Here is a 25,713-nt window from a genome sequence, read left to right as displayed (position 1 = left end):
TTTCCAGAGGGACACGTCATCCTCGATGGAGTCCCGACATGCCCAAGGCGGAATCGAAGAAGCAGCAGATGGCGGCGGGTGCGGCGCTTGCCGCAAAGCGCGGCGAGATGCCGGAATCGCACCTGCGCGGCGCGTCCAAGGAGATGGCCAAGTCGATGTCGGAGAAGGAACTCCACGACATGGCCGCCACCAAGCGCAAGAACCTGCCGACGCGGGAATCGAAGGACTGACCCGGAAGGGGCTCCCCCTTGGAGGAGCGCCCTGTCCGCAAGAGGTCCCGGAAGAGGCGTTGTGCCGCCGGGCCGCAGGGACGACCTCCGGTGCGGAGGTGCCATGTCCCTGCTTGCCCTGTGCGCCCTGATGGCGTTCGCCGCGCACGCCCTGCGCTGGCGGCCGAACGGCATGCTGCGCTCGGTCTGGATGCTCGCCGTGATGCTCGGCGTGCTGGGGATGCTGGTGTAAGGGGCGCCCTACGCCACCAGAGGCTCGTGCCGAAGCGGCGTGGTCTCCCGCGCGAGGCCGAGGGCGAAGTAGGCCCTGGTGTGCTCCATGCGCAGGTGGGCGTCGAACGCCTCCTGGTCGGCGAAGTGCTCCCACAGCACGAAGCGGCCGGGCTGGCCGCGCACGCGCATGGCCCGGAAGGTGCGGCAGCCGGGTTCGCGCCGGGTGGCGGCGCACAGCGTGTCCAGCGCCTGCGCCAGTTCGGCGTCCTTGCCGGGAACCGCCTCGATGGTGGCGGTGATGACGATGTCGGGGATGGTCATGGCGGCCTCCGTCACGCGTTCAGTCCCTTCATGCCCTCGGCGGGGTAGCGGTCGCCGGCCGCGGCGCCGCGGGGCAGGGCGGCGGAGAGGGCGGCGACCTCCTCCGGCGTCAGGCGCAGCGCGGCGGCGCCGACGTTTTCCTCCAGGTAACGGATGCGCTTGGTGCCGGGGATCGGCAGGATGTCCGGCCCCTGGGCCAGCAGCCACGCCAGGGCGATCTGCCCCGGCGCACAGCGCTTGGCCTCGGCCAAGGTCTTCACCGCCTCGACCAGCCGCAGGTTGGCGTCGAGGTTGCCGTCCTGGAAGCGCGGCGACAGGCGGCGGAAGTCGTTCTCCGCCAGCTGCTCGCGGCTGGTGACGGCGCCGGTCAGCATGCCGCGCCCCAGCGGCGCGTAGGCGACGAGCCTCACACCAAGCTCGCGGCAGGCGGGCAGCACCTCGTCCTCCACGTCGCGGGTCCACAGCGAGTACTCGCTCTGCACCGCGGCGATGGGGTGGACGGCGTGGGCGCGGCGCAGCGTCGCCGCCGACACCTCGCACAGGCCGAGCCCGCGGACCTTGCCCTCGCGCACCAACTCGGCCATGGCGCCGACGGTGTCCTCGACCGGCACGGCGGGGTTCAGGCGGTGGGCGTAGTAGAGGTCGATGACCTCCACCCCCAGCCGCTTCAGCGACTCCTCGCAGGCGCGGCGGACGTAGGCCGGGCTGGTGTCGATGGTGCGGGCGTACTCGCCCGGCTTGCGGACGATGCCGAACTTGGTGGCGAGCGCCACCCGCCCGCGCCGGCCGGCGAGGAAGCGGGCCAGCAGCCGCTCGTTGTGGCCGGAGCCGTACATGTCCGCGGTGTCGTAATGCGTGACGCCGAGCTCCAGCGCCCGCTCCAGCACCGCCAGCGACTGTTCGTCGTCGGCGGGCCCGTAGAACTCCGACATCCCCATGCAGCCGAGGCCGATCGCCGATACGGCGATCCCGCCGTCCAAGGCGCGCTGTTCCATGCTTGTCCCTTTCCCTTCCCGTGCGTGCGGTTCCGCGCTACCGTGGATCGCCGCAAAATTGCACTACACTGTGCAGTGTACTTAGAGGGGATCGGATGTCAACCGCGTCGGGGGGCGTATCGCCGGGCGTGCGGGGGGAGGCCAAGCGCCGCTCGGTGGTGGAGGCGGCGACGCGCGCCTTTCTGAGCGAGGGCTACGGGGCGGCGTCGATGGACGCCATCGCCGCCGAGGCCGGGGCGTCGAAGCGCACCGTCTACAACCACTTCCCCAGCAAGCGCGACCTGTTCCGCGCGGTGGTCGCCCGGCTGTACGAGGGGCTGAACGCGCCGGGCCGCGTGCCGTCCGACCGCGCGCCGGCCGAGGCGCTGACGGCCTTCGCGCACGGGTTGCTGACGCACCTGCGGCGGCCGGAGGTGACCGGGCTGCTGCGGCTGGTGGCGGCGGAGCACCGGCGGTTTCCGGAACTGTCCCAGGACCTGATGCGCGAGGGCAAGGGGCCGGCGGTGGCACCGCTGGAGGCCTATCTGGCGGCGCTGGACGCGCGGGGGGAACTGCGGGTGCCCAGCCCGCCGGCGGCGGCGTCGCTGTTCCTCGGCGGGATCAAGGAGGCACTGTTCTGGCCGGGGCTGTTCGGCCTGCCGGTGCCGGAGGACGGGCCGGTGGTGGACAACGCCGTGCGGGCGTTCCTGCGCGGGCATCGGGTGGGGGAGCCGCGCGGGACCGTCACCCGCGCTCCAGATACTCCCTCATGAAGGCGACGAACCGTGGGTCCGCCGCATAGGCGACGTTGATTCGCATGGCGGGCGACGACGGTGCCTTCTCCGGCACGAACACCGAGCCCGGCGCGATGAAGATCCCGCGCTCCGCTGCCTCGCGCGCCAGGGCCAGTTCGTCGGTGCCCGAGGGAAGTTCACCCCAGATGTAATAGCCGTCGCCGGGCGGCGTCGGCACCCGGATGCCGATCTGGGCCAGCGCGCTCTCCGCCTCGTCGGCTGCCGCCTGGAGGCGCGCCTTCAGCTTGCGCAGGTGGCGCAGGTACTGGCCGGTGGCGACGACGCCGTAGACGATGCGCTCGACGTAGTCGGACGTGCTGACCACCGTCAGCATCTTCAGGTCGCACAGCGTGGTGATCAGCGCCGGCTTGGCGGCGACGTAGCCGACGCGCAGGCTGGCCGACAGCGTCTTCGAGAAGGTGCCGACGTAGATCACCCGCTCCAGCTGGTCGAGCGCGGCGAGGCGCGGGCTGGAGGCCGGCAGGATGTCGGCGAACGGGTCGTCCTCGACCACGGTGAAGCCGTGCTGCTCGGCGATCTGCAGCAGACGGTATGCGGTGGCCGGGGTGATCGAGCCGCCGGTCGGGTTGTGCGCCAGCGACTGGGTGAAGAAGACCTTGGGCTTGTGCGCCGCCGCCTTGGCGGCGAGATCGTCGAGGTCCGGCCCATCGGCGAGCCGGCGCACCCCGACGACCGCCGCCTTGGCGAGCGTCAGCTTGCCGAACAGCGGATAGTAGCCGGGGCTGTCGACCAGCGCCGTGTCGCCGGGCTCGAGGAGTTGGCGCGCCACCAGATCGAGCGCGTGATTGGCGCCCTGGGTCAGCAGGATCTGCTCCGGCGCCACCTTGATCGAGCGCTCGGCCAGCGTCAGCGCCAGCCGCTCGCGCAGCGGCAGGAAGCCCCAGGGGTTGCCGTAGCCGTGCTCCGCCGCGGCGCCGCGGGACGAGGCCATGTGGCGCAGGTGGCTGCCGACCTCGAAGCGCTCCATCCAGGACGGCGGCGGGCGGCCGTCACCGACGCGCACCGCGTAGCTCTGCACCAGCTGCTCGCGCAGCAGCGAAACGAAGTCCACCGCCTCCGCCACGTGCGCCGGGCGCCGCTCCGGCGACGGCCGGCGCACCCGCGCCACGTAGTAGCCGGAGCCCTGCCGCGCCTCCAGCCGTCCCAGCGCGACGAGGCGGTCGTACGCCTCCGCCATGGTGTTCTTGGAGACGCCGTGCTCCAGCGCGCCGGCGCGCACCGACAGCAGGCGCTCGCCGGGCTTCAGCAGGCCGGACTCGATCAGGCCGGCGATCCTCTCGACGATGTGGTTCACCCGGGTCATGGCGATTCTCCGCGGCAACTGTCCCAGTCAGGAAGCTGGTACAGTGACCGGGATAATATCGCAAACTGTCCCTTGTCCCGTCCAGTTGTGAGGCGGATCATCCGTGCGCAAAGCAAAACCGGATCGGACGGGAGAGGACCGCCTTGTCGCACAGCCGCAGCTCGCGCATCCCTGGATTCCACCGCAAGCCGCCGCGGGAGCGGCTGCAGATCGTCGCTGACTTCGCCGGGCTCGACGCGGCGGCGGCGGCGCGCCTCGCCGACACCGGCGGCCTCGGGCTCGACCTCGCCGATCACCTGATCGAGAACGTCGTCGGCTCGATGAACGTGCCGCTGGGCATTGCCACCAACATGAAGGTGGACGGCGAGGACGTGCTGATCCCCATGGCGACCGAGGAATCCTCGGTGGTCGCGGCGGTCTGCAACGCGGCGCGGCAGTGCTACGAGGCGGGGGGCTTCACCACCTCGCTGTCCGGCACGCTGATGATCGCGCAGATCCAGACCGTGGGCGTGGCCGACCCGCACGCCGCGCGCCTGCGCATCCTGGAGCGGGTCCACGACGTCAAGGCGGTGTGCGACGGCTGCGACCCGGTGCTGCTGAAGTTCGGCGGCGGCTTCCGCGACCTGGAGGTGCGGGTGCTCGATACCCTCAGCGGGCCGATGGTCGTCACCCACCTGATCGTCGATACCCGCGACGCCATGGGCGCCAACGCCGTCAACACCATGGCGGAGACGCTGGCGCCGCACGTCGCGCAATGGACCGGCGGGCGGGTCTACCTGCGCATCCTGTCCAACCTCGCCGACCGGCGGCTGGCGCGGGCGCGGGCGGTGTGGCCGCTCGAGGAGATCGGCGGGGACGAGGTGCGCGACGGCATCATCGGCGCCTACCACTTCGCCGCCGCCGACCCCTACCGCGCCGCCACGCACAACAAGGGCATCATGAACGGCATCAGCGCCGTGGTGCTGGCGACCGGCAACGACACCCGTGCCGTCGAGGCCGGGGCGCACGCCTACGCCGCCCGGAACGGCCATTACGGCAGCCTGACGCGGTTCGAGCGGACGGCGGACGGGCAACTCAGCGGCTCCATCGAGATCCCGATGGCGGTCGGACTGATCGGCGGGGCGACCAAGCTGCACCCGACGGCGCAGGCCAGCCTGAAGATCCTCGGCGTCACCAGCGCCGAACGGCTGGCGCGGATCATCGCCGCGGTCGGGCTGGCGCAGAACTTTTCCGCCCTCAAGGCGCTGGCGACCACCGGCATCCAGAAGGGGCATATGGCGCTGCACGCGCAGAACATCGCCCTGATGGCCGGCGCGGTGGGCGACGAGGTCGACCGCGTCGCCCGCACCCTGGTGGAACGCGGCACGGTGCGCCAAGACGTGGCGCAGGCGGTGCTGGAGGAGTTGCGCCGCGGCTGACGGCGCCACCAACAAGAACGACGAACGGAGGAAACCGATGAAGGCGCATTTGACCTTTGCCACCGCGGTCTGCACCGCCGCCCTGCTGTCCGGCGCGGCGCCCGCTTGCGCCGAGATCGCCGGCAACCGGATCAAGCTGGGCGTGCTGACCGACATGAGCGGCTTCGCCTCGGATTCGACGGGCCAGGGCTCGCTGGTCGCGGCGCAGCTGGCGGCCGAGGACTTTGCCAAAGAACTGCCCGGCGTCACCATCGAGGTCGTGCACGCCGACCACCAGAACAAGCCGGACATCGGCGCCGCCGCGGCGCGGCGCTGGCTCGACCAGGAGCAGGTGAACGCCATCCTCGACGTGCCGTTCTCCTCGGTGGCGCTGGCGGTGAACGAGGTGGTGCGCAACTCCAAGGCCGTGTTCATCGCGTCGGGTCCCGGCACCACCGAGCTGACCGGGCCGAAATGCTCGCCCAACACCGTGCATTGGACCTACGACACCTGGGCACTCGCCAACGGCACGGCGCGCGCGGTGACCGAGGGCGGCGGCAAGACCTGGTACTTCCTCACCGCCGACTACGCCTTCGGCCACGCGCTGGAGAACGACGCCGCGGCGGTGGTCAAGGGCCTGGGCGGCACGGTGGTCGGCAGCGTCCGCCACCCGCCGAACGCGTCGGACTTCTCGTCCTATCTGCTGCAGGCGCAAGGCTCGGGCGCCAGGATCATCGGGCTGGCCAACGCGGTCGGCGACACCATCGGCTCGGTCAAGCAGGCCACCGAGTTCGGCGTGCTGAACGGCGGGCAGCGGCTGGCGGCGCTGCTGATGCAGCTGACCGACGTGCATGCCGTGGGCCTGAAGGAGGCGCAAGGCCTCTACCTGACCGAGGCGTTCTACTGGGACCTCAACGCCGGCACCCGCGCCTTCGCCGACCGCTTCGCGGCGAAGATGAACGGGCGGCGGCCGACCGGCAACCAGGCGGGCGTCTACGCGGGTGCGCTGCACTACCTGAAGGCGGTCAAGGCGGCCGGGACGGCGGACGGAAGCGCGGTCGCCGCCAGGATGAAGGAACTGCCGACCGACGACCCGCTGTTCGGCAAGGGCGTCGTCCGCGCCGACGGCCGGGCGGTGCACGACATGCTGTTCTTCGAGGTCAAGAAGCCCGACGAGTCCAAGGGCGCCTGGGACTACTACAAGCTGGTCAGGACCATCCCGGCGGCCGAGGCGTTCCGCCCGCTCGACCAGGGCAACTGCCCGCTGGCGAAGAAGTAGCGCAGGGTCAGTCGCGGTAGTGGCGGCGGGCGAGGGTGGCCTCGATCTCCTCGCCGCCGGCGCCGATCACCGCGGCGGGGTCGAGGGCGACCTCCAGGTCGGCGGGCTGCGGCGCCTGCTCCGTCCGGCGCTGCGCGTGACGGCCGAGAACCAAGTGGGCGAGCAGCGCCGCCACCGCCATGCTGGGGATGACGCTGGTGATCGCCGTGAAGGGGTTGCCGAACAGCGTGGCGGCGGCGGCGGAGCCGGCGAGGCCGCCGCCGATCTGCAGGAAGCCGGTCAGCGCCGACGCCGCGCCGGCGATGGCCGGGAAGCCGGCGAGCGCGCCGGCCGTCGTGCCCGGCAGCACCAGCGCGATGCCGAACGCCCACAGCGCGGTCGGCGCCATGACGGTGGCCAGCGACGGCGGCAACAGCCGCAGCCCGATGGCGAACCCGGCGGCGCCGGCCAGCACGAAGGCGAGGCCGACCGGGATCAGGCGCTTGGCGTCCACCGTGCGCAGCAGGCGTCCGGTGAGCGCCGCCCCGGTGGTGTAGGACCCGGTCTGCAGCAGCATCGCCATGCCGAACTGCGTCGGCGTCAGCCCGACCGTCTCGATCATCACGAAGGGCAGCAGCGCCGCCAGCGTGTAGAGCCCGCCTAGCGTCAGCCCCAGCACCAGCCCGGCCCGCATGAACACCGGGTCGCTCAGAAGCGTGCCATAGTTGCGCAGCACGCGCGACGGGCGGGCGTTCTCCGGGTTGCGGGCGGCGTTGGTCTCGGCCACCGTGCCGGCGTAGAGAAGCAGCACGGCGAGGCCGTAGACGGTCATGCCGTAGAAGATCGCCTGCCAGCCCAGCGTGCCGAGGATCAGCCCGCCCAGCGTCGGCGCCACCGCCGGCGCCACCGCCAGGAACAGGCCGATCAGGTTGAGGATGCGCGCCGAGTTCTGCCCGGTGAACTGGTCGCGCACCATGGCGCGCGAGATGGCGACGCCGGCCGCCGCGCCCACGCCTTGCAGGAAGCGCCCGACCAGCAGCGCGTCGATCGACCACGCCAGCGCCGCCAGCACGCTGCCCAGCGCGTAGACCGCGAAGAAGCCCAGCGCCACCGGCCGCCGGCCATAGGCGTCGGACAGCGGGCCGCAGGCCAGCTGCGAGAAGGCGAAGCCGAAGAAATAGACGCTCAGCGTCAGCTTCACCGCCGACGCGGTGGTGTGGAACGCTTCCACCAGCATCGGCATGGCGGGGGTGTAGAGCGCCAGGCTCAACGGCCCCAGGGTGACGATCAGCGCGCCCATGACTGCGGTGCGCATCTCCGACATGACCGGCTTCATGGCGCCTTCCCCGGGCGGGTTTCGTCCAGCAGCCGCGCCCGCAGGCGCAGCAGCATCGCCTTGAACGCGTCCTGCTCCTTGACGGTGAAGTCGTTGAGCAGCGCCGCGCGGGTGGCGGTGAAGAGGGCGACGACGCGGGCCAGCAGCGGTTCGGCCTGCGGCGTCAGGCGGACGGTGCGGGCGCGGCGGTCGGCCGGGTCGGGCTCGCGCACGATCAGGCCGTGCGCCTCCAGCCGGTCGAGGAAGCCGATCAGCGTCATCGGCTCGACCCCCATGTAGGCGGCGAGCGCCGCGGTGCGGGCGCCGGGGTAATGGCTGGCGTAGACCAGGGCGCGCGCCTCGCCGGGCGTGAGATCCAGGTCGGTGCCGGCCAACGCGTGGTCGAAGCGCGCACGCAGCAGGCGCGCGGCGTCGATCAGGGCGAATCCGAAGGGGATGTTGTCGGGCATGCGGATATACTAAGGGTACCTTATCAATTCCGGCAACGGCCGCGCCGGCAGGGCAGGCATGCACGCGGGTGCGTTTGAAATGAAAGTGCGTACCGAAAGCTCAAGACATCTGGACTTCGCAAAATTGCCTGCGTACCACCAATGTTGTCCTATGCGTTTTCGGTTGACCCCATAAGAAAAAGGATTTCAGCGATGAAACATACGGTTTCGGCTGTCGTGTTCTCCGTGGTCGTGGGTATTGCGGGCGTTGCGGTCGCTCAGCAGTACAACACGGTTCCGGCGGGCGACAAGCAGTATGCCCGTTGCATCAGCTATTCGACGAGCAAGTACACCGGCGGCGAGAAGGCGAGCAAGATTCCCGGCCAGACGCGGGCCGAGGCGTGGTGCACCTGCCTGTGGAACGAGACGCCGGACGACTTCGGCGGCGACCTCGTCAAGTTCTCCGAGAGCGGCAAGGGCCAGGCGACCAACAAGGTCTGCGAGGTCTATTCGGGCTGGGAAAGCTAAAGACCACGATTGGTCGGGCGGCCGGAGCTATGGTGCCCTATGCTCCGCCGCCCGCGCCTCGCGTCGGCGCATGATCTCGTAGGCGACGGCCCCCAGCACCGTCAGCGCGATCAGCACCAGCGACAGCGCGTTCACCGCCGGCGTCAGGCCGGTGCGGACCTTGGTGGCGATGTAGATGGTCAGCGTCGTCTCCACCCCGCGCACGAACAGCGTGGTGTTGTAGTTCTCGAAGCTCTGCAGGAACGCGATCAGCGCCGAGGAGTACGCCGCCGGCATCAGGTAGGGCAGCGTGATCCGCCGGAACGCCTGCCAGTGCGAGGCGCCGAGGTCGAGCGCCGCCTCCTCCAGGCTGGTGTCGAACCGTTGCAGGCGGGCCAGCGCCATCAGCATGGCGTAGGTGGCGATGAAGCTGGACTGCGCGACGACGGTGAGGAACAGGCCCCCCGTGACGCCGAACCACTGCTTCCAGAACACCAGCGTCGAGATGCCGATGATGATCCCCGGCGTCAGCAGCGGCGACACCATCACGGCGTAGAGCAGCGTGCGCGCCCGTCCGTGCAGCCGGTCGAGCAGCAGCGCCGCGGCGATGCCCAGCGGCACCGCCACCGCGACCACCGCCGCGCCCACCAGCAGGCTGGTGCCCAGCGCCTGCCACATGCGCAGGTCCTCGGCCAGCACGCGGAACCAGTCGAGCGTGAAGCCGCGCCACGGCGTGACGGTGGGGAACCGGCTGGCGTTGAAGGTCGCCGCCGCCATGATGCCGAGCGGCAGGAACAGGTAGCCGAAGAACACCACCAGATACGCCCGGGTCATCAGGCGGCGCAATCCCGCGGCGGTCATCGGGCGATGTCCGTCAGGCCGACGCGGAACAGCCGCATCATCAGCAGGATGAAGCCGACGCACAGCACCAGCAGGATGAAGGCGTAGGCCGCTCCCTGGTTCCAGTTCCCGCCCTCGAAGAACCAGTTGTAGATGATCTCGGTGAACCAGCGGCTCTGCGGTCCGCCGAGCAGCGCCGGCACCGCGTAGCTGCCCGCTGCCAGCATGAACGTCATGATGCAGCCGACCGCGATGCCCGGCTTGGCGTGCGGCACGACGATGCGGCGGTGGATGGCGATCCAGCCGGCGCCGAGGTCGTGCGCCGCCTCGATCTGGTGGCGGTCCAGAGTCTCGATGGCGTTGTAGATCGGCAGCACCATGAACAGCACGTAGACGTACACCATGCCGGCGATGACGCCGCCGTCGCCGCCCAGCAGCCGCACCGGCTCCGCCCACACGCCGAGACCGACCAGCAGCGCGTTCAGCGGGCCGTTGTAGGCGAGGATGATGTACCAGGCGAAGGTGCGCAGGATCTCGTTGATCCAGAACGGCACCACCAGCATCAGCACCAGCGTCGGCAGCTTCCGCTTTGGTGCCACCTGCGCCAGGTAGAACGCCATGGGGTAGGAGAGCGCCAGCGTCACCGCGGTGACCAGCGCGCTGCCCCACACCGTCTTCAGGAAGATGCCCAGGTGGATGGCGTTGCTCCACAGCGTGCCGTAGTTCCGCAGCGTGTGGACGTCCTCCGGCCCGCCGAGCTTGGAGGGCGGCAGCATCGGGCGCAGCGAGTAGTCGACCATGAGGAGTTGCGGCAGAGCGATCATCAGCAGCACCCAGGCGGCCGACATCACCAGCAGCGTGACGGTCAGCGGCGCGCCGTAGCGGCGCAGCGCCGGTTCCAGCACCGCCCTCACGCCGCGTCTCCCGGCGGCAGCACCACGGCGTCCCCGGCGCAGAAGCCGACGCGCGCCGCCGACTCCGGCGGGAAGGGCAGGGCGCCGCCGCGGTGCGGCGTGTGCACCTGGAGCCGCACGCCGTCGGCCGTCTCCAGCACCGCGGTGACGAAGGCGCCCTCGAAGTCGCAATGGCTGACCCGGGCGGCGAGCGCGTTCTCGGCGCCGTCCTCCCGCATGCGCTCCGGCCGCACGAACAGCACGGCGCGGTCGCCGGGGCGCAGGCCGCGCGGGTTGCGGCCCAACAGGCGGCCCACCGGGGTGTCTAGCGCGGCGATGCCGTCCGCGACCTCGGCGACGGTGCCGGCGAAGCGGTTGGCTTCGCCGACGAAGGCGGCGACGAAGGCGGTGTCCGGGTGGTCATAGATGCTGGCGCCGTCGCCGACCTGCTCGATCACGCCGTGGTTCATCACGGCGATGCGGTCGGACATGGTCAGCGCTTCGCCCTGGTCGTGCGTGATGTAGATGAAGGTCACCCCGGTGCGGCGCTGGATGGCGCGCAACTCGGCCCGCATGTGCTGGCGCAGCTTGAGATCGAGCGCGGAGAGCGGCTCGTCCAGCAGCAGCACGGAGGGCTCGACCGCCAGCGCGCGGGCGATGGCGACGCGCTGGCGCTGGCCGCCCGACAGCTCGGTCACCCGCTTGTCCGCCGCGTCGGGCAGCGCCACGAGGTCGAGTAGGCGCTGCACGGCGCTGTGGCGTTCCACCTTCGGCACGCCGCGCACCTCCAGGCCGAAGCCGATGTTCTCGCCGACGGTCATCAGCGGGAACAGCGCGAGATTCTGGAAGATCAGCGCGGTCGGCCGCTTGTTGGGGCCGATGCCGCGCATGTCCTGGCCGCCGATGCGGATGGCGCCCGACGTCGGTTCCATGAAGCCGGAGATCATGCGCAGGATGGTCGTCTTCCCGCAGCCGGACGGGCCGAGGAAGCTGAAGAACTCCCCCGCCCCGATGGTGAGCGAGACGTCGCGCACGGCGGTGATCGCGCCGAAGCGCATGGTGACGCGGTCAAGCGCGACGTCCCGGCTCATCCCTCTCCCGCCCCTGCCGTCAGGCCGCCAGGAACCGGTCCTGGTACTCGTTGCGGATGGAGACGTACCACGCCTCCTGGATCGGCCACCACCACAGCTTGGTCAGCGCGTCGCCCGGATAGGCGTCGGCGAAGAACTGCTTGTTGAGGTCGGACAGGTGCGCCTCGGCGCCCTTCGACGTGGAACTGATGCCGGAGTGGTTGGTGTAGAGGGCGCCCGCCTGCGGCGTATAGAACCAGTTGATCCAGGCATAGGCGTTCTCCACGTTCTCCGCCTTCTTCGGGATGGCGAAGCCTTCCATCCAGGCCAGCGCCCCTTCCTTGGGCGCGACGAAGCGGACCGGCAGGTTCTCCTTGCGGAGCGCCACCGCGGTGGAATCCCAGGTCTGGCCGATGACGCAACCGTTGGTGCGGAAGGCGCCCTGCGCCTCGTTCTCGTTGGTCCAGAACTGGCCGACCGACCTCTTGCTGGCCGCCGCGACCTTGAGGATGGCGTCGAAGTTGGCGCGCGCCTTGGCCTCGTCCTTGAACTGATCGCGCACGGGGTGGGGCAGCTTGCCCTGGCTCTCCAGCCACAGCGCGATGCCGATCAGGCCGGAGTGGCCGCGCACAGTGACCTTGCCGGCATACTCCGGCTTCCACAGGTCGCCGTAGCCGGCCTCGCCGTACTTGAGCGGCGCCTTGGTCTGGTCGTAGGCCAGCGCCTCGGTGCCCCAGTCGGCCGGCGCGAAGTAGCGCTTGCCGCCGACCACGCCGCCCATCCCGGCCGAGCCGCCGACGGCCGAGGCGATGCAGCCGTCCCACTTCACCTTCGACTCGTCCAGCGGCTGCACCAGCTCCGCCTCGACGTAGTTGGGCACGCGGTCGACCGTCGGGTGGATGACGTCGAAGCCGGCGCCGCCGGTGGCCTTCAGCTGGTTCAGCAACTCGTCGTTGGTGCCGTACTCGGTCAGCGTCGCCTTCACGCCGGTCTTGGCGGTGAAGTCGGCCAGCATGTCCGGGCTGATGTAGCCGGCCCAGGAGAAGACGCGCACGCTGCCGCTTGCGGCGTGGCCCTCGCGCAGCATCCACGGGCCGACTGCGGCGACGCTGCCGGCAGCGGCCGCGCCCTTCAGCAGCAGGCGGCGGGTGAAGGCTTTGGCGATGTGCTGGATGGGGGTGCGGTCAGGCGTGCTCATGGTGTCCCTCCTCTCCCTGGTGTGTTTGCAGGATTATGCGGAGGCAAGGCGGGGCCGGCAATTTCCCAGCGTGGACGTAGCCTAAACTTCATAGCTTCGTCGCGGAGCGGCAATACGGATGGGGCCGTCCCTACCCGTTGGCCGGCGGTGGCGTGTTGGTGTGCAGCCAATAGAGGCCGAGCCGGTGCATCACCTCGGTGAAGGTGTCGAGGTCGGCCGGCTTGCGGATGTAGCTGTTGACGCCCAGGTCGTAGCCGGCGGCGATGTCGCTGGCGTTGTCCGAGGTGGTCAGGATCACCACGGGAAGCCGCCGCGTCGCCGTCCGGGCGCGGATCCGGTTCAGCACGTCCAGCCCGCTCATGCCGCGCAGGTTGAGGTCGAGCAGCACCAGCGCCGGCAGCGGGCGCATCGAGCCATCGGAGGTCTCGCCGAACAGGTAGTCCAGCGCGTCCTCCCCGCCGGTGACGATGTCGAGCGTCGCGTCCACCCGCGTGCGGGCGAGCGCGGTCTGCGTCAGCTCGGCGTCGTCCGCGTTATCCTCGACCAGCAGGATCGTGTGGCGTCTCATCGGTGCCTCTCGGCTCCCAGAGGGTGAAGAAGAAGGTGGCGCCCCGGCCAGTGTCGGACTCGGCCCAGATCCGGCCGCCGTGCCGCGCCAGGATGCGCCGCACGGTGGCCAGCCCGATGCCGGAACCCTCGAATTCCTCGGGCCGGTGCAGGCGGACGAAGGGGACGAACAGGCGGTCGGCCAGCTCGGCCGCGAATCCCGCGCCGTTGTCCCGGACGGCGTAGACGGTCCGGCCGAAGCTCTCCTGCGCGCCGAAGGCGATGACGGCGTCGGGCACGTTGCGGCTGTACTTCCAGGCGTTGCCGATCAGGTTGCCGACCACGATGTCGAGCAGCCGCGGGTCGCCCTGCACGGTGAGGCCCGGCTGGATCTCGGCGGTCACCGCGCGCTCGGGCTCGCGCTCGCGCAGGTTGGCGAAGGTCTGGGCGGCCAACGCCGAGAGGTCGACGGTGGCGATGGCGAGGTCGGCGCGGGTCGAGCGCGACAGCTTCAGGAAGCTCTCGATCATCTCGCCCATCTCGCCGGCCCCGGCGCGGATGCGGGTGAGGTAGTGGCGGCTTTTCTCGGACAGCGCGCTGTTGGGGTCCTCGTCCAGCAGGCGGGTGAAGCCTTCGATGCGGCGCACCGGCGCGCGCAGGTCGTGCGACACCGAATAGACGAAGGAATCCAACTCGCCGTTCGCCGCCTCCAGTTCGGCGGTGCGCTGGCGTACGCGTTGCTCCAGACCGGCGTTGAGGCGCACCACCTCCTGCTCGGCGCGCAGGCGGGCGGCGATGTCGCGCTCCAGCTCGGCGTTCATCTCCACGAGCTGGCGGTTGGCGCTGTGCAACCCGTCGAAGGACGCGTTCAGCGCCTTGACCACCCGGCCCAGCTCGTCGGCGTGGTGGCCCGGCGGGACGGGGATTCGCAGTGGACCGGGGCGCCCTTGATGCTCGTAGGCATCGAGTCGGGCGGCGATGTCCACCAGCACGCGCGTCACCAGCCGGTGCACGATGAACAGGATGAACAGCGACACGATGAAGGTCTTCACCCCCTGCGAGACCAGGATGATCGCCGTCTTGTTGATCAGGCGCTGGTAGACGCCCTCCAGGCTGGCCTCGACGCGGAACACGCCGATGGTGCGCTCGCCGCCGCGCACGCTGACCTTGATGGCACGCTCGCGCACCAGTGCGGCATAGGGGCTGGGCGCGCCGGCCGAAATCACGATGGGGGCGGCGATGCCGGGCACCGTCTCGCGCACCTCGGCCGCTCGCATGTCGGGCAGGCGCAGGATGCCGTCGAGCTGCAGGCGGATCTGCTGGAGATCGACGTTCCACAGGCTGCTGCCCAGGCTGTCGAGGTAGCCGCGCTCGATCTCGTTGAGGCGCTCCTCGATGGTGTTCACGTCGACGCGGAAGTCGATGTACAGCTCGATGGCGGTCAGCACCAGGGTGACGAACGAGCTGAACAGCACGATGAAGGCGAGCAGACGGACACCGATCCCGCGCCGCGCCGGTGCGGCGTGCGGTTCCATCAGGCGCAGGATCGTGTCGGTCATGCTACCGCCATCGCCGGGCGTGCCTCTCCCCTCTCTTTGCAGTGGAGTATAGAGCATTCCCTTCCGCGTGTCCCGGCGGCTGACTTATGACGTTTGGGTTGAGCGGCTTCCCCTTGTCAGGGCGGCGGGTGATCCGTACGCTCAACAATCGCCGCGTGGCTCGTGCGTGGGGAGGGACGGCATGCTCATCCGAGGTCTCGTTCTGGCGGCGGTGCTGGCCGGATGGGCGGTGCAGGCGACGGCGGCCGAGCTGCGCTTCATCACCCTCGACGTGGCGCCCTGGGCTTCCATCGACCCGGCGAGCGGCCAGCCGGTCGGCGTCTTCCCCTCGGTGGTGCGCGAGATCGCCCGGCGCAGCGGCCACGCCATCACCATGTCGCTGCAACCCTTCACCCGCATCGACCGCGAGTTGGAGGCGGGCACCCAGGACTGCACCATCATCGTGTGGAACGACAGCCGCAGCAGCATCGTGCAGCGGGGCGAGCTGGTCTCCGACCATCCCATGGGCGTCATCGCCCGCAAGGGCGTGACGCTGAAGGCGTACGGGGACCTGAAGGGCCTGACCATCTCGGTGCTGCGCGGGCTGTCCATCGAGCCGCGCTTCGACGGCGACTTGGGGCTCGCCAAGGACTTCGACGTCGACTACGGGCAGGGGCTGGCGAAGATGGAGCACCGCCGCCTCGACGCCATCGCCGGCGCGGTGCCGACCATCCTGTACCTCGCCAAGCAGCGGGGGATGAGCGACATGATGGGCGACGTGCTGTCGCTGGGCACCATCCCGCTGGTGCTGCAATGCTCCAAGGCGTCGCCGCACCTGAGCCTGACGCCGGACCTGAACAGGGCCATCCGCGACATGCGCGACGACGGCACCCTGCAGCGGATCCTGGAAGAGAACTATTTCACCTAACCAGCGCCTGTCGTTTCAACGGTGCAACGGGAATACGCGGTAACCGGACCGCGCGTATGGTTGCGCGCGTGCGGGGTGCTGCGGCTGCCCGTTCTGTGATCGCGCGCCATGGCATACACAACGCCATGTGATGCTGCGCCCGGCGGAAGTCGATGGCCGTGGTCCGGGCCGATGTTTGCTTAGTATGCGAATGGAATGGTGCGGTTGCCCGGGAATCGTTTCCCTCAAAAGCATTTTCGGTTGTGGTGAGGGGGTCGCCAGACAATGGAAGATCACGGTGCAAATCCTTTAATAAACGTGCGCATCATCGTTGGTGGTTGCGATAACAATTGAGCGTATCATTTTAAATTGCTGGCCAAAAGGCATAAAAAACGCGAAAATTCGCGGCGGTTTTTGTTGACATTCGATAACAAAGCCAGCAAAACCTCGCGCGGCATTTTGCGGCGCAGCAACCTCTTTGCGCTGCTCCAGGCCGGATCCAGACACGATTGACGCGCTGCACCGCACGGACCGTGGGTGCTGACAGGAGGATTTTATGAAGGAGCACGTACTTCTGGTTGTTGGTGACAAGTTTGCGCACTTCTGCGCCAACAGGGAGGTCATGCGCCTGTCCCAGCTGCGCGGCCTGCTGACGCTGCCGTCGGTGGTGCCGCTGGAGGCGCGGCGGCTGGTGCTGCTCCCGGGGCAGGGGCTGGGCGACGCTGACATCGCCGAGGTGCTCCGTCTGGCGGCGTCCTCGCCGCACCGCGCGCTGTTCGACCTGGGCTTGTGGCACCAGCACCCGCGCCGCGCGCCGCGGTCCCAGTCGCACAAGCACAAGCCGGAGAACACCCTGATCTCCGAGCCGCGGCGGACCTGCGAGGACGTCTACGAACTCGACCTGCTGATCGACGAGAACTGCGAGCTGATGGGCGACCACCAGACCGGCCAGCACGTCCAGGGCATGATCCTGATGGAGGCGGCGCGCCAGTCGTTCCTGGCGGTGACGGAAGCCTTCTTCCTGCCCGACGACGCGAAGTTCTACTTCGTCATCAACGAGATGACCGCGCGCTACGCGCGCTTCGCCTTCCCGCTGGACGCCCGCATCCACTACGCGATCCGCAGCAAGGAGCTGTCGGCGAACCGGCGCCGCTTCGTCACGGATATTTCGGTGGAGCAGTGTGGCATGACCACGGCGTCCTTCGTCGCCGATTTCACCGTGTTCGAGGACGCGCGCATCTCCAGCCGCGAGGCGGTGCTGGCCGCCGAGGCGGTGGACCGCCACCTCGCCGCCTTCCACGAGCGTCGCGCCGTCGACAACCAGCTCGCCGCCGTCGCCTGAGGTCCCGGACATGACGCAGACCTACGCCTTCTTCGACGTCGACGACACGCTGATCGCCGCCAAGAGCATGTTCAGCTTCCAGGACTTCTGGTACGCGCACACCGGCGACGACGTCGGCCGCGCCGCCTTCGAGGCGGAGATGACCCGCCTGCGCGCCGGGGACGCGCCGTGGGAGGTGCTCAACCGCCGCTACTACGCGCACTTCGCCGGCCGCGCCGTGGCCGAGGTGGAGGCGGTGGGCGAGGCGTGGTTCCGCCATCTGGAGGCGACGGTGGCCGGCCTGTACCACGCCCCCATCGTCGCCGAGCTGCGCCGGCACCAGGCGGCGGGGGAGGAGCCGGTGTTCGTCTCCGGCTCGTTCCCGGCGCTGCTGGCGCCGGTGGCGTCGCGCCTCGGCGTCCGGTACGTGCTGGCGACGACCATGGAGGTGGAGGACGGCCGCTACACCGGGTGCATCCTGCCGCCGCAGACCATCGGCGCCGGCAAGGCGACGGCGGTGCGGCGTTTCCTCGACGGGCGGGGCGTTCCGGCGGCGGCGTGCTTCGCCTACGGCGACGACATCTCCGACCTGCCGATGCTGGAGGCGGTGGGCAACCCGCGCGTCGTCGCCGGCGGCCGCGGCCTGGCGGCGCACGCGGCGGCGGTCGGCTGGCCGGTGCTGTCGCCGCACTGATACCAAAGGCGTTTGATGGCTTCCATCAAACGCCTTTGGTTAAAACCCGGCAGCTCAATGCAACGCATTGAGCGAGAGGGGCATACGGCCGGCCGGTCATGGAAGCATTCATGCGCCGGCCGTATGAGCGGCGGTCAGGCCCCCACCAGTTCGACCGCGCGGGAGCGGGCGAGCGCCGCCCGCACCGCCTCGAACGGGCGCGGCCGGTCGAACAGGTAGCCCTGCGCCAGCCGGCAGCCGGCACCGCGCAGGAAGGCCAGTTGCACCGGCGTCTCCACCCCCTCGGCGATCACCTCCAGGCCGAGGCTTTGGGCGAGCGCCAGGATGGTCTCCACCAGCCGGCCGGCGCGGTCCTCCCCGGGCGCGGTGGCGACGAAGGAGCGGTCGATCTTCAGCGTGCGGAACGGGTATTTCTGCAGGTAGGCCAGCGACGAGTAGCCGGTGCCGAAATCGTCGATGGACAGCCGCACGCCGAGATCGCAGAGCATGCGGAGGTTGGCCGTGGCCTCCGGCGCGTCGTCGAGCAGGACGCTCTCGGTGATCTCCAGCTCCAGCTGGTCGTGCGGCAGGCCGCACTCCGCCAGCAGCGCGGCCACGCCGGCGCCGAAGCCGGGCGCGCGCAGCTGGCGCGGCGAGACGTTGACCGCGACGCGCAGCGGGTGGCCGCAGGCTGCACCCAGTGCCAGCGCGTGGCGGCAGGCGGTGGCCAGCACCCAGTCGCCGATCTCGACAATGGCGCCGGAGTCCTCGGCGACCGGGATGAAGTCGCCGGGCATGGCGATGCTGCCGTCCGGCTGCGGCCAGCGCAGCAGCGCCTCGATCCCGACCACCTCGCCGCGCTCCAGGTCGATGATCGGCTGGTGGTGCAGCGCCAGCTCGCCGCGCCCGACGGCACCGCGCAGCCCGGCCTCCAGCGCCAGACGGGCGTGGACCTTGCGGTTGATCTCCTGGGTGAAGAAGTGGATGCCGTTGCGGCCCATCTCCTTCGCCTTGTACATGGCGAGGTCGGCGTTGTGGATCAGCACCTGCCGGTCGGTGCCGTCGGCCGGGTACAGCGTGATGCCGATGCTGGCGGTCACGTAGTGGCTCAGCCCGGCGAGCTGGAAGGGCTGGGCGAACGTTTCGACGATGCGCTGCGCCACGACGTGGGCGTCGCGGCCGTCCTCGATGCCGTTCAGCACGATCAGGAACTCGTCGCCGCCCATGCGGGCCACCGTGTCGCACTCGCGCACGCAGGCGGTCAGGCGTTGCGCCGCCTCGGTCAGCAGGGCATCGCCGATGGCGTGGCCCATGGCGTCGTTGATGTTCTTGAAGCGGTCGAGGTCGGCGTACAGCACCGCCGCCTGGGTGTGGCTGCGCGCCGCGGCGGCGATCGCCTGGTCGATGCGGTCGAAGGCCAGGATGCGGTTGGGCAGGGCGGTGAGCGAGTCGTAGTAGGCTTGGCGCAGCAGCCGCTCCTCGTAGCTGCGCCGCACGGTGATGTCCTCCTTCACCGCGACGAAGTGGGTGATGGCGCCGTCCTCGCCCGTCAGGGGAGAGACCGTGGCGTATTCCCAGAACAGGCTGCCGTCGCGGCGCAGATTGCAGAACTCGCCCCGCCACTCGCTGCCGGCCCGCACCGTCTCCCACAGCCGGCGGTAGCTCTTGTCGCTGTCGTCGGCCAGCCGCGTGAAGTCGAGCGGACGGCTGACCGCCTCCGACAGGGTGTAGCCGGCGACCTCGGTGAACTTGGGATTCACGTAGGTGATCAGGCCCTCGGGGTTGGTGATGACCACCGACACCGGGCTCTGCTCCACCGCCAGCGACAGGATGCGCACGCGCTCCTCGGCGCGGCGGCGCTTGCGGCGGTCGGACGCCTCGCGCAGCTCGCGTTCCACCGCCGGGACGAGGCGGGCCATCGAGTCCTTGTTCAGGAAGTCGTGCGCGCCGCGCTTCAGCAGCGCCACCGCCTGCTCGGCCTGGATGATGCCGGAGACGATGATGAAGGGGATGTCCTTGCCGGACTCGAGCACGACGGACAGCGCGTGCGAGGCGTCGATGGTGTGGATGTGGTAGTCGCTGATGACGATGTCCCACGGTTCCGCGGCCAGGGCGTGGCGCAGGTCGTCCAGCGTGTCGACGCGCCGGTGCGTCAGGTCGAAGCCGCCCAGCTCCAGCTCCGTCGCCACCAGCTCGGCGTCGTCGGGCGAGTCCTCGACCAGCAGAGCCCTCAAGGCAACACCCATGCGGCCCCCCTCCCGATCGCCTCGCGCACGAACGATTTGTAGCACGATCGATGCTCGGGGGAATCTCAAAAGCGGAATTCGGCACAACGGAGACGAGCGCAGCACTCGGCCGGGGGCGTCTCCTCGCCCGCCATCACCGCCGGCACGTCCTCCCGCCGGGCCAGCAGGGCGTCCACGCAGGCGGGGTCGAAATGCCCGCCGCGGTTCTGGACCACGTATTCGTACGCCGCGTCGAGCGGCCACGCCGCCTTGTAGGGGCGCACGCTGGTCAGCGCGTCGAAGACGTCGGCCAGCGCGGTGATTCGGCCGGGCAGAGGAATCGCGTCGCTGCTTAAGCCCCGCGGGTAGCCGCTGCCGTCATAGCGCTCGTGGTGGCAGAAGGCGATCTCGGCGGCGACCTGGAGCAGGACGGAGCTGCTGCCGGCCAGGATCTCGTGGCCGATGGCCGGGTGCTGCTGCATGATCCGCCGCTCCTCCGGATCCAGGGGGCCGGGCTTCAGCAGGATGTGGTCGGGGATGCCGATCTTGCCGACGTCGTGCATGGGCGCCGCGGCGTGGATCAGGTCGGCCTCCGCGGCGGGCAGGCCGAGCGCCTCGGCGATCAGGCCGGTGTAGGCGGCCATGCGCACGAGGTGGCCGCCGGTCTCCGGGTCGCGGCGCTCGGCGGCGCGGGAGAGGAACAGGATGGTCTCGCGCTCGCGCAGCGCCAGCGAGCGGGTTGCCCTGCGCACCTCGGCGTCCAGCCATTCGCTGCGGCTGCACAGCGACAGATGGCTGCGCCGCAGCTTCAGCAGGTTGCGCACCCGCGCCACGAACTCGCACGCGTCCACCGGCTTGTTGAGGAAGTCGGTGGCGCCCAGGTTCAGCGCCGCGTGGCGCAGCGCCTGCTCGGTACAGTTGGTCACCATGACGACCGGCACCTCGGCGTGTTCGGCGCGGAACGCCTCCAGGAAGGCCAGCCCGTCCGGGGGCGGCATCTCATGGTCGAGCAGCACCAGGTCGGGCTCGTGCCGCAGGCACCATTCCAGTGCGCGGGCCGAGCTGAGGAACGGGTGCGGGGCGCAACCGGGCACCGACTGCACCAGCCCCGTGAGGTGTGCGATGGAGCTTCGGCTGTCGTCCACCAGGACGACGTTCATCGCCGCGCCGGCCCGGTCGGAAGAATCCCGGTCAGAAGAAGATGTCATCGAGCGAGCCTCCGGTGTCGGCCAGCGCCTCGGCGGTGACGGGCTGGGCGGCGGCCGGGCCGAACAGCAGGTCGTGGATCTCGCGCTCGCTGGCCATGGTGTACTGCCCCTCCAGCAGCGCCAGCAGCGTGTCGCGGATGGCCCCGGCGTCGGCGCCGGAGTCCTCGCGGGCGGCTGCTTCGGACTCCAGGCGGGCGGCGACGGCGTCGCAGGTGCGGCGCAGGTCGCGTTGCGCGGTGATGCCGGCGGCGGTCTCGTTGAGCAGCGCCACCACCCGCTGCCCTTCCCGCTCCAGCCCTGCCAGCGCGGCGCTCAGGCCCTGGTCGGCAACCTCCAGCGTGGCGATGGAGCCGTCCACCATGTCCTTCAGGCCGGCGATGCGGTCGGCGCCCTGCTGCGCCCCGCGGTCGCGCAGCGAGCCGGCCATGCCGACCACCTCGTGCAGGCCGGTCATCACCGCCTGCGCGTCCTCGACCGTGCGGTTGGCGTAGCCGCGCAGCTCCTGCGCGATGACGCTGAGCGTGCGGCCGGCGTTGCCGAGGCGGCCGCATTTCATCGCCGTGTTGAGGCCGACCAGCCGCATCTCCATCTCGATGGAACGCACCGCCTGGACGTGGGCGACGAGGCCGGTCAGCGTCCGCTCGGCCGAGGAGGCCACCTCGTCCACGTGCCGGCGCGCCCCGCGGCTCGCGTCGATGAGGGCGTCGGCGGCGGCGAGGTCGCGCGTCAGGTCGCCGAGGAACGACTGCCGGCCGTGCGCCGTGCCGTACAGCCCGCGGCCGAGCGACACGATGTCCGCTCCATCGGTGCCCAGAGTGTGCAGCGACGTCGTCAGCGCCCCGGCCTCGCGCTCGAAATCGCCGGCGGCGCCGGTCAGCTGGGTGGATTGCAGGCGGCAGACGGTGGCGGCGAGCAACGCGCGGTGCTCGGGGCTCAGCGGGGCGTACCAGGGCGGCTCCGCGCCGCCGGCGGCGTCGGCCAGCGTGGAGACGGCGTGGATGACGTGCTCCAGGCGCTGACGGGTGATGTCGCCGATCTGCAGCGCGCGCACCGACGACGCCACGCCCTGGCCGATGGCCTTGGTGCGCGCGCCGATCTCGCCGGCCCCCCGCGCGGCGGCGCGGCGATGCTCGGCCACCCGCTCCAGGCTGGCGCGCAGCTGCTGCGAGGCGTCGCGCAGCTGCTGGGCGTAGCTGGATTCGAACTCCGCCTGGTGCGCGCTGGCGGCGAGCAGCAGCGCCTCCAGCCGGTCCAGCTCCTCGCAGAAGCTCTGCACCGCCCGGCCGGACTTGGTGGCGAGGTGGCCGATCTCCACGGTGAAGACCGAGAAGTCCTCGCGGTCGGTGGCGAGATGCGCGGCCTCGATGCGGGCGTTGATCGCCAGCACGCCGACCGCCGACACGGTCTTGTGCAGTTGCTGCGCGCGGGCGCCGATCTGCCGCGTCATGCCGGCCAGCGTGTTGAGCGCGGCGCGCTCCTCGCCCAGCGTGCCGGCGATGGCGGCGAGCGCACCGGCGACCTCGTCCAGGCGCTCGCTGGCTGCGCGCACCTCGGCGCTGTCCAGCTCGCCCGGCAGCCGCTCGAAGGCGCCGGTGACGCGGTTGAGGCCGTCGATGGCGGAACCCAGCCGCTCGCCCACCGCGAGCATGGAGCGCTCGATGGGCCGGCAGGCGTCGGCCAGCGTGCTCTGGGCGTCGCGCAGCGTGGCGAGAAGCGTCGGCGTCGCGGAGGACAGCACGGCGTCGTCGGCGGACAGGGCGAGGGGGGAGAAGCCGGCCGTCATGATGCGCGCACCCGCATGATCTCGGTGGGGATTCGGTCGAGCGGCACGACGCGGTCGGCGGCGCCCAGCGCGATCGCCTCCCTGGGCATGCCGAAGACCACGCAGGTCTCCTCGTCCTGGGCGAGGGTGGCGGCGCCGGCGGTCTTCATCTCCAGCAGGCCGCGCGCCCCGTCGTCGCCCATGCCGGTCATGATGATGCCCAGCGCGTTGGCGCCGGCGTACTGTGCGGCCGAGCGGAACAGCACGTCGACCGACGGGCGGTGTCGCGACACCAGCGGGCCGTCCTTGACCGCGACGTGGTAACGCGCGCCGGAGCGCTGCAGCAGCATGTGCCGGTTGCCCGGCGCGATCAGCGCCCGGCCGGGCAGCACCGGGTCGCCGTCCGCCGCCTCCTTCACCTCGATGCGGCACAGGCCGTCGAGGCGGCGGGCGAAGGCGGCGGTGAAGGCCTCGGGCATGTGCTGGACGATGACGATGCCGGGGCTGTCCGCTGGCAGCGCCTCCAGCACCTCGCGCAGGGATTCGGTGCCGCCGGTGGAGGCGCCGATGCACACCACGGTCTCGGTGGTGCGGGCCATGGCGTGCCGCGCCACCGGCGGCGGCATGATGACGTCGGCGCTCAGCTTGCCCGGCACCGGGCGGCGCGGGGTGGCGTCGCCGCGGCGCAGCCTGGCGCAGGCGGCGGCCTTCACCGCGTCGCAGACGCGCACGCTGGATTCGACGAGGAACTGGCGGGTGTCGGTGCGCGGCTTGGTGATAATGTCCACCGCACCGGCCTCCAGCGCCAGCAGCAGGGTCTGCGAGCCCTCCTCGGTCAGCGATGAGCACATGACGACCGGGAGCGGGCGCTGCGCCATCAGCTTGCGCAGGAAGGTGATGCCGTCCATGCGCGGCATCTCGACGTCGAGGATGACGACGTCGGGGATCTCCTGCCGGATGCGCTCGGCCGCCACGAAGGGGTCGGCGGCGGTGGCCATCACCGTGAGGTCGGGGTCGGCCTCGATGATCTCGCTGAGCGTCCGGCGGACGGAGGCCGAGTCATCGACGATCAGCACGCGGATGGGATGCGCCATGGCGGCCTACCGGCGGCGGAAGATGGTGGGAGCGACCTGGGTCAGGGGCAGGTCGGCCCCCGCCATGGATTCGGAATGGCCGAGCAGCAGGAAGCCGCCGGGCCGCAGGTGGCCACACAGCCGCTCGACCACCGCGCGCTGCGTCGGCCGGTCGAAATAGATCAGGATGTTGCGGCAGAACACCACATCGACGTCGCGGTCGACCGGGTAGCTGGCGTCGATCAGGTTGAGGCGGCGGAAGTGCACGCGGTGCCGCAGCTCGGGCACGATGCGGACCTCGGCGCGCTTCGGGTCGCGGGCGCGCATGACGTAGCGGCGCCGCAGCTCCGCCGGCACCGGGGCCATCATCTCCTCAGGGTAGACGGCGGCGGCGGCCTGCTCCAGCACCTCGGTGCAGATGTCGGTGCCCAGCACGGCGAAGCGGAAGTTGCGCAGCCGCGGCGACAGCTCGGACAGCACCATGGCGATGGTGTACGCCTCCGCCCCGCAGGAGGCCGCGGCGCTCCACACCTTCAGCATCCCGCCGGAGCCGCGCCGCGGGTCGCCCAGCAGGGCCGGTACCGCCTCGTTGCGCAGGAAGTCGAAATGCTCCGGCTCGCGGAAGAAGTCGGTCTTGTTGGTGGTGACGACGTCGATGAGGTGGGTGAACTCCGCCTCGATGCCGCCCTCGCGGAACAGGTAGCGGCAATAGTCCTCTACGGTCCCGAGCCCGAGCGCGTGCACGCGGCGGCGCAGCCGGCCCTCGACCATGCTGCGCTTGGCCTCCGGCATGCGGATCCCGGTGTGGGAGCCGACGACGTCGGCGATGCGCCGGAAGTCGCCGTCGCTGAGGTGATCGAACATCGTGCCCTCCATCCCGGCGCTCACGCCGCCGCCGGCCGGGCGAGCAGCGGCACGTCTTCGACGCCGAACAGCCGCGACAGGTCGAAGACGATGACGAACGACTCGCCGCGCCGCCCGACGCCGGTGATGAAGTCAGACCGCCAGCGCACGCCGATCTCCGGCGGCGGCTCCAGCACGCCGCCGTCCAGGCCGGTCACCTCGAAGACCCGGTCGGCGGTGAGGCCGAGCACGAGGTCGTGCCCGCCGACCGTCACCTCCAGCACCAGGATGCGGCTGCTGGAGGTCTCTTCGGACGGCGGGAAGCCGAGCTTGGCGCGCAGGTCGATCACCGGGACGCCGCGCCCGCGGACGTCGATCATGCCCATCAGGTAGGGCGGGGCGTGCGGCAGGCGCGCCACCGGACGCACGTCCAGGATCTCCTGCACCCGCTCCACCGGGACGGCGAACACCTCGTCGTCGATGCCGAGCGTGACGTACTGGCTGGTGTCGGTCATGGACGCGTTCCTCCCTGTGGGCTTGCCGCTCAGTGCCGCTGGAACTGGGCGTCCAGGGCGTCGCCGCCGTCGCTCAGGTCCAGCGCGAAGCCGCCGTTGGCCTTGCCGTTGCCCAGCCGCGCCTTGGCGACGCGCACCGGCGCCGGTTTGGCGCCGCCGTTCGCGCGGACCGGTTTCGCCGGGGCGCGCGGCGCGGAGGCCGGGGCGTGCTCGACCTGGATCGGGCGGGCCGCCGGGGCCGGCGTGGCGGCGCCCTGCTCGTCGGTGCGGAAATAGGCGATGGCGGTCTGCAGCTGCTCGGCCTGCGAGGCCAGCTCCT

27 protein-coding genes and 1 pseudogene are annotated in these 25,713 nt (G+C 70.6%); 9 read left to right on the top strand and 19 right to left on the bottom strand.

What is annotated here, in order from left to right; all coding sequences use genetic code 11:
- Positions 1–38 precede the first annotated feature (38 nt).
- Positions 39–230, top strand: coding sequence for a DUF3008 family protein (locus TSO221_RS15715; protein ID WP_109119454.1), 192 nt, complete (start codon positions 39–41; stop codon positions 228–230).
- 103 nt (positions 231–333) lie between these two features.
- The gene (locus TSO221_RS36825; protein ID WP_282187773.1) at positions 334–462 is read left to right on the top strand and encodes a hypothetical protein; all 129 of its coding nucleotides are present in this window, start codon (positions 334–336) and stop codon (positions 460–462) included.
- An 8-nt stretch (positions 463–470) separates the two neighbouring features.
- Here TSO221_RS36825 and TSO221_RS15710 read toward each other — a convergent pair whose 3' ends face one another.
- Both TSO221_RS15710 and TSO221_RS15705 read right to left on the bottom strand, forming a co-directional pair.
- The gene (locus tag TSO221_RS15710; protein WP_109119453.1) at positions 471–764 is read right to left on the bottom strand and encodes a putative quinol monooxygenase; all 294 of its coding nucleotides are present in this window, start codon (positions 762–764) and stop codon (positions 471–473) included.
- A gap of 11 nt (positions 765–775) precedes the next feature.
- Positions 776–1,759 carry an aldo/keto reductase gene (locus TSO221_RS15705; protein ID WP_109119452.1) on the bottom strand — a complete coding sequence of 328 codons (984 nt, stop codon included), beginning with the start codon at positions 1,757–1,759 and terminating at the stop codon, positions 776–778.
- Positions 1,760–1,854: 95 nt separating this feature from the next.
- Here TSO221_RS15705 and TSO221_RS15700 point away from each other — a divergent pair, with 95 nt between their 5' ends.
- Positions 1,855–2,511 carry a TetR/AcrR family transcriptional regulator gene (locus tag TSO221_RS15700; RefSeq protein WP_109119451.1) on the top strand — a complete coding sequence of 219 codons (657 nt, stop codon included), beginning with the start codon at positions 1,855–1,857 and terminating at the stop codon, positions 2,509–2,511.
- Here the strand turns inward: TSO221_RS15700 and TSO221_RS15695 are convergent.
- Entirely contained in the window at positions 2,483–3,856 is a 1,374-nt protein-coding gene (locus TSO221_RS15695; protein ID WP_109119450.1) for a PLP-dependent aminotransferase family protein, read from the bottom strand. The genes TSO221_RS15700 and TSO221_RS15695 overlap by 29 nt on opposite strands.
- Before the next feature lie 143 nt (positions 3,857–3,999).
- On the opposite strand from TSO221_RS15695, the gene TSO221_RS15690 reads away from it, so the two are divergent.
- Together TSO221_RS15690 and TSO221_RS15685 are read left to right on the top strand one after the other, a co-directional pair.
- On the top strand, positions 4,000–5,274 hold the full coding sequence (locus TSO221_RS15690; RefSeq protein ID WP_109119449.1) for a hydroxymethylglutaryl-CoA reductase, degradative: 1,275 nt from the start codon (positions 4,000–4,002) through the stop codon (positions 5,272–5,274).
- A 37-nt stretch (positions 5,275–5,311) separates the two neighbouring features.
- Entirely contained in the window at positions 5,312–6,532 is a 1,221-nt protein-coding gene (locus TSO221_RS15685) for an ABC transporter substrate-binding protein (protein WP_109119448.1), read from the top strand.
- Positions 6,533–6,539: 7 nt separating this feature from the next.
- On the opposite strand, the gene TSO221_RS15680 is transcribed toward TSO221_RS15685, so the two are convergent.
- Positions 6,540–7,847 (bottom strand): multidrug effflux MFS transporter, encoded by a 1,308-nt coding sequence (locus TSO221_RS15680; RefSeq protein WP_109119447.1) that lies wholly within the window; start codon positions 7,845–7,847, stop codon positions 6,540–6,542.
- Positions 7,844–8,296 carry a MarR family transcriptional regulator gene (locus TSO221_RS15675; protein WP_109119446.1) on the bottom strand — a complete coding sequence of 151 codons (453 nt, stop codon included), beginning with the start codon at positions 8,294–8,296 and terminating at the stop codon, positions 7,844–7,846. Before TSO221_RS15675 ends, TSO221_RS15680 begins: the two co-directional genes overlap by 4 nt.
- Before the next feature lie 192 nt (positions 8,297–8,488).
- Between TSO221_RS15675 and TSO221_RS15670 the strand changes: the two genes are divergently transcribed.
- A complete protein-coding gene (locus tag TSO221_RS15670; RefSeq protein ID WP_146208821.1) occupies positions 8,489–8,803 on the top strand; it encodes a hypothetical protein in 315 nt (104 codons plus the stop codon).
- Between the two features lie 27 nt (positions 8,804–8,830).
- Here the strand turns inward: TSO221_RS15670 and TSO221_RS15665 are convergent, their stop codons facing one another.
- The 6 genes from TSO221_RS15665 to TSO221_RS15640 form a co-directional block, all read right to left on the bottom strand.
- Positions 8,831–9,643, bottom strand: a complete 813-nt coding sequence (locus TSO221_RS15665; protein ID WP_109119444.1) for an ABC transporter permease — start codon at positions 9,641–9,643, stop codon at positions 8,831–8,833.
- Positions 9,640–10,536, bottom strand: coding sequence for an ABC transporter permease (locus TSO221_RS15660; protein WP_247878072.1), 897 nt, complete (start codon positions 10,534–10,536; stop codon positions 9,640–9,642). The genes TSO221_RS15665 and TSO221_RS15660 overlap by 4 nt, the downstream gene beginning before the upstream one ends.
- On the bottom strand, positions 10,533–11,606 hold the full coding sequence (locus TSO221_RS15655; protein WP_109119443.1) for an ABC transporter ATP-binding protein: 1,074 nt from the start codon (positions 11,604–11,606) through the stop codon (positions 10,533–10,535). The genes TSO221_RS15660 and TSO221_RS15655 overlap by 4 nt, the downstream gene beginning before the upstream one ends.
- Before the next feature lie 19 nt (positions 11,607–11,625).
- The gene (locus TSO221_RS15650; protein WP_109119442.1) at positions 11,626–12,783 is read right to left on the bottom strand and encodes an extracellular solute-binding protein; all 1,158 of its coding nucleotides are present in this window, start codon (positions 12,781–12,783) and stop codon (positions 11,626–11,628) included.
- Between the two features lie 130 nt (positions 12,784–12,913).
- Complete coding sequence (locus TSO221_RS15645) at positions 12,914–13,351, bottom strand: response regulator (RefSeq protein WP_109119441.1); 438 nt, start codon at positions 13,349–13,351, stop codon at positions 12,914–12,916.
- On the bottom strand, positions 13,317–14,888 hold the full coding sequence (locus TSO221_RS15640) for an ATP-binding protein (RefSeq protein ID WP_158284106.1): 1,572 nt from the start codon (positions 14,886–14,888) through the stop codon (positions 13,317–13,319). Before TSO221_RS15640 ends, TSO221_RS15645 begins: the two co-directional genes overlap by 35 nt.
- A gap of 181 nt (positions 14,889–15,069) precedes the next feature.
- Here TSO221_RS15640 and TSO221_RS15635 point away from each other — a divergent pair, with 181 nt between their 5' ends.
- Complete coding sequence (locus tag TSO221_RS15635; RefSeq protein WP_109119439.1) at positions 15,070–15,795, top strand: transporter substrate-binding domain-containing protein; 726 nt, start codon at positions 15,070–15,072, stop codon at positions 15,793–15,795.
- 288 nt (positions 15,796–16,083) lie between these two features.
- On the opposite strand, the gene TSO221_RS35035 is transcribed toward TSO221_RS15635, so the two are convergent.
- Positions 16,084–16,281, bottom strand: coding sequence for a hypothetical protein (locus TSO221_RS35035; protein WP_146208820.1), 198 nt, complete (start codon positions 16,279–16,281; stop codon positions 16,084–16,086).
- 115 nt (positions 16,282–16,396) lie between these two features.
- Here TSO221_RS35035 and TSO221_RS15630 point away from each other — a divergent pair, with 115 nt between their 5' ends.
- Both TSO221_RS15630 and TSO221_RS15625 read left to right on the top strand, forming a co-directional pair.
- Positions 16,397–17,116, top strand: a complete 720-nt coding sequence (locus TSO221_RS15630; RefSeq protein WP_146208819.1) for an AfsA-related hotdog domain-containing protein — start codon at positions 16,397–16,399, stop codon at positions 17,114–17,116.
- Positions 17,117–17,126: 10 nt separating this feature from the next.
- The gene (locus TSO221_RS15625) at positions 17,127–17,789 is read left to right on the top strand and encodes an HAD family hydrolase (RefSeq protein WP_109119437.1); all 663 of its coding nucleotides are present in this window, start codon (positions 17,127–17,129) and stop codon (positions 17,787–17,789) included.
- A gap of 134 nt (positions 17,790–17,923) precedes the next feature.
- On the opposite strand, the gene TSO221_RS36820 is transcribed toward TSO221_RS15625, so the two are convergent.
- From TSO221_RS36820 to TSO221_RS35445, 7 genes and pseudogenes are all read right to left on the bottom strand, one after another.
- Positions 17,924–20,014 (bottom strand): EAL domain-containing protein, encoded by a 2,091-nt coding sequence (locus TSO221_RS36820; protein WP_109119436.1) that lies wholly within the window; start codon positions 20,012–20,014, stop codon positions 17,924–17,926.
- A 65-nt stretch (positions 20,015–20,079) separates the two neighbouring features.
- The gene (locus tag TSO221_RS15615; protein WP_247878071.1) at positions 20,080–21,201 is read right to left on the bottom strand and encodes an HD domain-containing phosphohydrolase; all 1,122 of its coding nucleotides are present in this window, start codon (positions 21,199–21,201) and stop codon (positions 20,080–20,082) included.
- Positions 21,185–22,984: a hypothetical protein gene (locus TSO221_RS15610; protein WP_109119434.1), complete on the bottom strand. Its 1,800-nt coding sequence runs from the start codon at positions 22,982–22,984 to the stop codon at positions 21,185–21,187. Before TSO221_RS15610 ends, TSO221_RS15615 begins: the two co-directional genes overlap by 17 nt.
- Positions 22,981–24,057 (bottom strand): chemotaxis response regulator protein-glutamate methylesterase, encoded by a 1,077-nt coding sequence (locus tag TSO221_RS15605; RefSeq protein WP_109119433.1) that lies wholly within the window; start codon positions 24,055–24,057, stop codon positions 22,981–22,983. Before TSO221_RS15605 ends, TSO221_RS15610 begins: the two co-directional genes overlap by 4 nt.
- 6 nt (positions 24,058–24,063) lie before the next feature.
- Entirely contained in the window at positions 24,064–24,900 is an 837-nt protein-coding gene (locus TSO221_RS15600; protein ID WP_247878070.1) for a CheR family methyltransferase, read from the bottom strand.
- A gap of 20 nt (positions 24,901–24,920) precedes the next feature.
- Positions 24,921–25,394, bottom strand: coding sequence for a chemotaxis protein CheW (locus TSO221_RS15595; RefSeq protein WP_109119431.1), 474 nt, complete (start codon positions 25,392–25,394; stop codon positions 24,921–24,923).
- 29 nt (positions 25,395–25,423) lie between these two features.
- Positions 25,424–25,713: pseudogene (locus TSO221_RS35445) on the bottom strand (hypothetical protein); the annotation flags it as partial.

The sequence above is a fragment of the Azospirillum sp. TSO22-1 genome (assembly GCF_003116015.1).
GTDB lineage: Bacteria > Pseudomonadota > Alphaproteobacteria > Azospirillales > Azospirillaceae > Azospirillum.
The sequence above is the reverse complement of the archived record's forward strand: the minus strand, read 5'-3'. Positions and strand labels throughout refer to the sequence as shown.

Bases quoted from the DNA above. Each gene is read 5' to 3' on its own strand.
- TSO221_RS15705 (WP_109119452.1), bottom strand. From the start codon at position 1,759: ATGGAACAGCGCGCCTTGGACGGCGGGATCGCCGTATCGGCGATCGGC.
- TSO221_RS15615 (WP_247878071.1), bottom strand. From the start codon at position 21,201: ATGACATCTTCTTCTGACCGGGATTCTTCCGACCGGGCCGGCGCGGCG.
- TSO221_RS15640 (WP_158284106.1), bottom strand. From the start codon at position 14,888: ATGACCGACACGATCCTGCGCCTGATGGAACCGCACGCCGCACCGGCG.
- TSO221_RS15710 (WP_109119453.1), bottom strand. From the start codon at position 764: ATGACCATCCCCGACATCGTCATCACCGCCACCATCGAGGCGGTTCCC.
- TSO221_RS15625 (WP_109119437.1), top strand. From the start codon at position 17,127: ATGACGCAGACCTACGCCTTCTTCGACGTCGACGACACGCTGATCGCC.
- TSO221_RS15655 (WP_109119443.1), bottom strand. From the start codon at position 11,606: ATGAGCCGGGACGTCGCGCTTGACCGCGTCACCATGCGCTTCGGCGCG.
- TSO221_RS36820 (WP_109119436.1), bottom strand. From the start codon at position 20,014: ATGGGTGTTGCCTTGAGGGCTCTGCTGGTCGAGGACTCGCCCGACGAC.
- TSO221_RS15695 (WP_109119450.1), bottom strand. From the start codon at position 3,856: ATGACCCGGGTGAACCACATCGTCGAGAGGATCGCCGGCCTGATCGAG.
- TSO221_RS15635 (WP_109119439.1), top strand. From the start codon at position 15,070: ATGCTCATCCGAGGTCTCGTTCTGGCGGCGGTGCTGGCCGGATGGGCG.
- TSO221_RS15675 (WP_109119446.1), bottom strand. From the start codon at position 8,296: ATGCCCGACAACATCCCCTTCGGATTCGCCCTGATCGACGCCGCGCGC.
- TSO221_RS15595 (WP_109119431.1), bottom strand. From the start codon at position 25,394: ATGACCGACACCAGCCAGTACGTCACGCTCGGCATCGACGACGAGGTG.
- TSO221_RS36825 (WP_282187773.1), top strand. From the start codon at position 334: ATGTCCCTGCTTGCCCTGTGCGCCCTGATGGCGTTCGCCGCGCACGCC.
- TSO221_RS15650 (WP_109119442.1), bottom strand. From the start codon at position 12,783: ATGAGCACGCCTGACCGCACCCCCATCCAGCACATCGCCAAAGCCTTC.
- TSO221_RS15600 (WP_247878070.1), bottom strand. From the start codon at position 24,900: ATGTTCGATCACCTCAGCGACGGCGACTTCCGGCGCATCGCCGACGTC.
- TSO221_RS15685 (WP_109119448.1), top strand. From the start codon at position 5,312: ATGAAGGCGCATTTGACCTTTGCCACCGCGGTCTGCACCGCCGCCCTG.
- TSO221_RS15715 (WP_109119454.1), top strand. From the start codon at position 39: ATGCCCAAGGCGGAATCGAAGAAGCAGCAGATGGCGGCGGGTGCGGCG.
- TSO221_RS15670 (WP_146208821.1), top strand. From the start codon at position 8,489: ATGAAACATACGGTTTCGGCTGTCGTGTTCTCCGTGGTCGTGGGTATT.
- TSO221_RS15700 (WP_109119451.1), top strand. From the start codon at position 1,855: ATGTCAACCGCGTCGGGGGGCGTATCGCCGGGCGTGCGGGGGGAGGCC.
- TSO221_RS15665 (WP_109119444.1), bottom strand. From the start codon at position 9,643: ATGACCGCCGCGGGATTGCGCCGCCTGATGACCCGGGCGTATCTGGTG.
- TSO221_RS15610 (WP_109119434.1), bottom strand. From the start codon at position 22,984: ATGACGGCCGGCTTCTCCCCCCTCGCCCTGTCCGCCGACGACGCCGTG.
- TSO221_RS15680 (WP_109119447.1), bottom strand. From the start codon at position 7,847: ATGAAGCCGGTCATGTCGGAGATGCGCACCGCAGTCATGGGCGCGCTG.
- TSO221_RS15630 (WP_146208819.1), top strand. From the start codon at position 16,397: ATGCGCCTGTCCCAGCTGCGCGGCCTGCTGACGCTGCCGTCGGTGGTG.
- TSO221_RS15605 (WP_109119433.1), bottom strand. From the start codon at position 24,057: ATGGCGCATCCCATCCGCGTGCTGATCGTCGATGACTCGGCCTCCGTC.
- TSO221_RS15645 (WP_109119441.1), bottom strand. From the start codon at position 13,351: ATGAGACGCCACACGATCCTGCTGGTCGAGGATAACGCGGACGACGCC.